Here is a 3,457-nt window from a genome sequence, read left to right as displayed (position 1 = left end):
AACAGATTTACGGAATTAGGTCGACCACTTACCCAAGTTACGCCTTAAATTTGGCTCAATTAGGGGCGCTTTGCATTTCAAATCTTTGTGCAACAAAGCCGAGAAAATATGTAAAAAACTAAATATTGAACTTACTCCCCATGGATTGAGGAGATCATATAAAACGTTAGCTATTTGGGCAAAAATCAATGAAGGATCTTTAGCACAGATATCAGGTCATAAACCAAGTGCATTAGTTGAAAGGCACTACATCGTACGACCTATGGATATGCTACAAGAAACACTACAAGAATATGAGGATTGGATTTTACAACAAGTGCGAAATGGCATTAATTGAAATACCTCGACACGGCCTAATGCCAGTCAGTTAAGAAATTGACTGGTATTCTCTTGGGTATTTCTGCGGTTTTCCCTTCACAACCCTAGGGCAACTTCTCGCTCTTCTCTCAGGTAAAATGTATTTCTTGGCTTTTCCAGTAAATTTTCAAAATGCTTGGGTAAATTACCTGCTGAATCCAATGAAGTGAATCTTTAAATATTCAGAATACTAATGGATGCAATATGAAAGCTGATTCTCAGAGGACTAGCTTTTGCCCGTTGAGCCATATATTTCATTTGATACTTTGGATGAAGTACAAGATTATGCAGCAAATTGGCTGTGGCATTACAATCATGAAAGACCACACCAGGCCAACAAAGGAAGGCCTCCTCTAATGGCTGCTTAACCTCTACTCTTAACTTCGGTTATTTATGGGAGGATTACCTAGTTTGTATCTTAATTTGCTTAAACTGCCTTGGTTAAAATCATTTTTACTTTCTAAACCTCTTAATTTTAAGGAAAAAGAGTATATAGTTACTTTATCAGCACAATATACTCCATTAATTCTTATTACCAATTAACATTTACTCGGCGATTTGGTGCTAAACATTCCACAGTTGAAGTAGATTTGGTTTGACCTTCACACTCTTTATAAATTCGGGTTGTTCCATTGGCATCGACTTTAATGTAATTCGGATCAATCCCCAGTTGAGCTAGCAAATAAGCCACGGTATTCGCACGCTGTGCAGATAAAACCTGGTTATAGTTAAAGTTACCCAATTTATCGGCATAACCCGTCACAGTAACCCGCTGGCTGCCGGACTGCTTAATGGCCTCTGCAATTTCTTCCACGCGGCTAAAGTCACGGTTAATCGCAGACTCATCATAACGGTCAAAGGCGAATAGTACGCTAGCTTGTGCAACTTGGGCATTCAGTCCTCCAACAACCAATGCATTTTTATCTACAGGTTGATTGTTGGCACCATATTGCGCCAAGCCCTGACAGGCTTCACCCTTCCAATAATATGCCTTGGCCAAGTAGTCTTTATCAAAGTCGATACGTAACTGGCAGCGTTTGTATTGCTGGGTTTCAGGCACACGGATATCCAATACATAGTTCCATTCACGAACCCCAAACACGCCTTCGCTAAAATGTGGATGGCCCAAAATATAACGAATTTGGTCTTTGGTTAAGCCATTTTCCAGACGCAGTACCTGATCATATTCATAACGGTGAACTTGATCTAGGTAACTTTTTTTCACTTCTGGAAAAGAAACGGACTCATCAGCCATCTGTAAATTAATCTGCTCTTTTGCATGTGTTAGACCACTCAACACACCAGTTAAAAATACACAGCTTACAATTGTTTTTAATAAAGTTTTCATTGTCATCTCAATTCTTGATTAAATTTAAAAAACAAGTGGGAAAGAGCCACCATGCTCTTTCCCCACCATGCATTAATCAATTACACCACTGATACCAACACGTACACTTGGATCACCTGATGAACCGGCAGCAACACCACCAGTCAATGACCAGCGACCGTTATCCGCAGTTTTACGTAAAGTCAAACCAATTGCATTTTCACCGCCATGATAGGCAGCACCTGCCGCATAAGTGTATTTACCTGGAATGTACGGTGCATTTTCTAATGCCATTGCCGCAGCAATACCTGCATTGGCTTTTTTCTCAACATCATCAATACGTTGATTTGTTGAGTAGAATGCTTGTTGTAACTGATCACCCAAATTTGTAATACGGTTACCCAATGCCTGATCGGCCTGATTTAGCGCACCTAATGCATCACCGACATTGTTATAAGAACCACCATTGACTTGATAATTTGGCGCATCAAAACTTTGCGTGATGTTGTTATAGCCAGCACCGCCGCCTAGGTATTGAGACAACTGCCCCATATTCACAGCATCGCTGTTTTGCACGCCATTGCTGACATTACTCACTACTTTACTGCCTGCATCAATACCGGAAGCGGTCACAGATGGACCATTTTTAATGCTCAAGCCACTGCTATCAACAGTGGTATTGCCAGCAACCACCTTATCAGTCGTTACAGTACCTGCATTAATATCCTTCGCTGTAACACTGTTCAGCGTAATATCATCAGCTGTTGACACCGTATAATTAGTACTGCCATCTGCATTTGAATTGCTCACAACTTTGATATTGCTGCCTTCAGTCACAGTCGATTTAGATTGAACTGCGGTTTTGTTTACTGCTGCAATAGCATCGTTAATATTGCTTTGACCTGTACCACCAATATTACTGAGATTTCCATTGGTGTCATAAGCACCAGCACCCATCATGTCGTGAATTTGACCACCATTCACAGCATCTTGAGAATCGGCAGTAATTTTACCGTCAGCAACATTGGTCACTTTTTGTTTGCCCGCATCGATACCATTTTTGGTTACGCTTGGACCACCCGCAATCGTTAAACCATTATTATCAATTTTGGTGTCTCCGGTCGTTACACTACCAGCTGCACCCAAATCAATATCTTTGTTTAAATCGACAGTAATGTTATTGCCCTGATTTGAAACTGTGACATTGCCATCTTTATTACTGAAATCAACAGTATCGTTTGGCTTCACATTGTTTGCTGTACCGCCATTGGTGCTAACATTCCAGCCTTTATTGGCATTATTAGCCACTTGATTGACTGATTTGATTGCATCATCAATAGTACTTTCACCAGTACCACCAATATTCGACATGCTGAGCAGGCCACCGTTATTGGCTGCATTACCGCCTAAAATAGATGCGACATTACTTTGCGCCCGGTTCAGCTGCTCTTCAGTCGCTGCGCGGCCTTGAGATGCAAAATCACCACTTCCAAGTGTCTTATTACTCAAACCAGTCAATGTACCTTTCACTGAATCTAGCACCAGTGTGTTAGTGCCTTTTACAGTCAATTTACCTGCTTCAAGACTACTGCTGCTCAAGGTATTTCCAGTTGCATTCATTTCAGCTACAAATAAACCCGTATTACTTAATGATGCAGATTTTTTTCCATCCTTGTCTTGTGTAATTATGCCTGTTGCACTCAGAATAGATGTATTACCTAATATATCTGTCGATGTCACCCTGTCAAATACCACATCTTTCTTCGTTGCTAC

2 protein-coding genes and 2 pseudogenes are annotated in these 3,457 nt (G+C 40.8%); 2 read left to right on the top strand and 2 right to left on the bottom strand.

Features of this window, described 5'->3' with window-relative positions; genetic code table 11:
• Nucleotides 1–97: 97 nt before the first annotated feature.
• Nucleotides 98–337, top strand: a pseudogene (locus B4H32_RS12745) (integrase); the annotation flags it as partial.
• Between the two features lie 277 nt (nucleotides 338–614).
• Nucleotides 615–725 (top strand): annotated as a pseudogene (locus B4H32_RS01740) (integrase core domain-containing protein); the annotation flags it as partial.
• A gap of 164 nt (nucleotides 726–889) precedes the next feature.
• Here B4H32_RS01740 and tpgA read toward each other — a convergent pair.
• The gene (gene tpgA / locus B4H32_RS01735) at nucleotides 890–1,705 is read right to left on the bottom strand and encodes a trimeric autotransporter adhesin/peptidogylcan-associated protein TpgA (protein WP_004681119.1); all 816 of its coding nucleotides are present in this window, start codon (nucleotides 1,703–1,705) and stop codon (nucleotides 890–892) included.
• Between the two features lie 72 nt (nucleotides 1,706–1,777).
• On the bottom strand, nucleotides 1,778–3,304 hold the full coding sequence (locus tag B4H32_RS01730; RefSeq protein WP_026057577.1) for a YadA-like family protein: 1,527 nt from the start codon (nucleotides 3,302–3,304) through the stop codon (nucleotides 1,778–1,780).
• Between the last annotated feature and the right edge of the window lie 153 nt (nucleotides 3,305–3,457).

The sequence above is a fragment of the Acinetobacter sp. UBA2063 genome (assembly GCF_002333245.1).
In the GTDB taxonomy this organism is placed as follows: Bacteria; Pseudomonadota; Gammaproteobacteria; order Pseudomonadales; family Moraxellaceae; genus Acinetobacter; species Acinetobacter parvus.
The sequence above is the reverse complement of the archived record's forward strand: the minus strand, read 5'-3'. Positions and strand labels throughout refer to the sequence as shown.

Coding starts and splice junctions, on each gene's coding strand:
- tpgA (WP_004681119.1), bottom strand. CDS start 1,705: ATGAAAACTTTATTAAAAACAATTGTAAGCTGTGTATTTTTAACTGGT.
- B4H32_RS01730 (WP_026057577.1), bottom strand. CDS start 3,304: ATGAATGCAACTGGAAATACCTTGAGCAGCAGTAGTCTTGAAGCAGGT.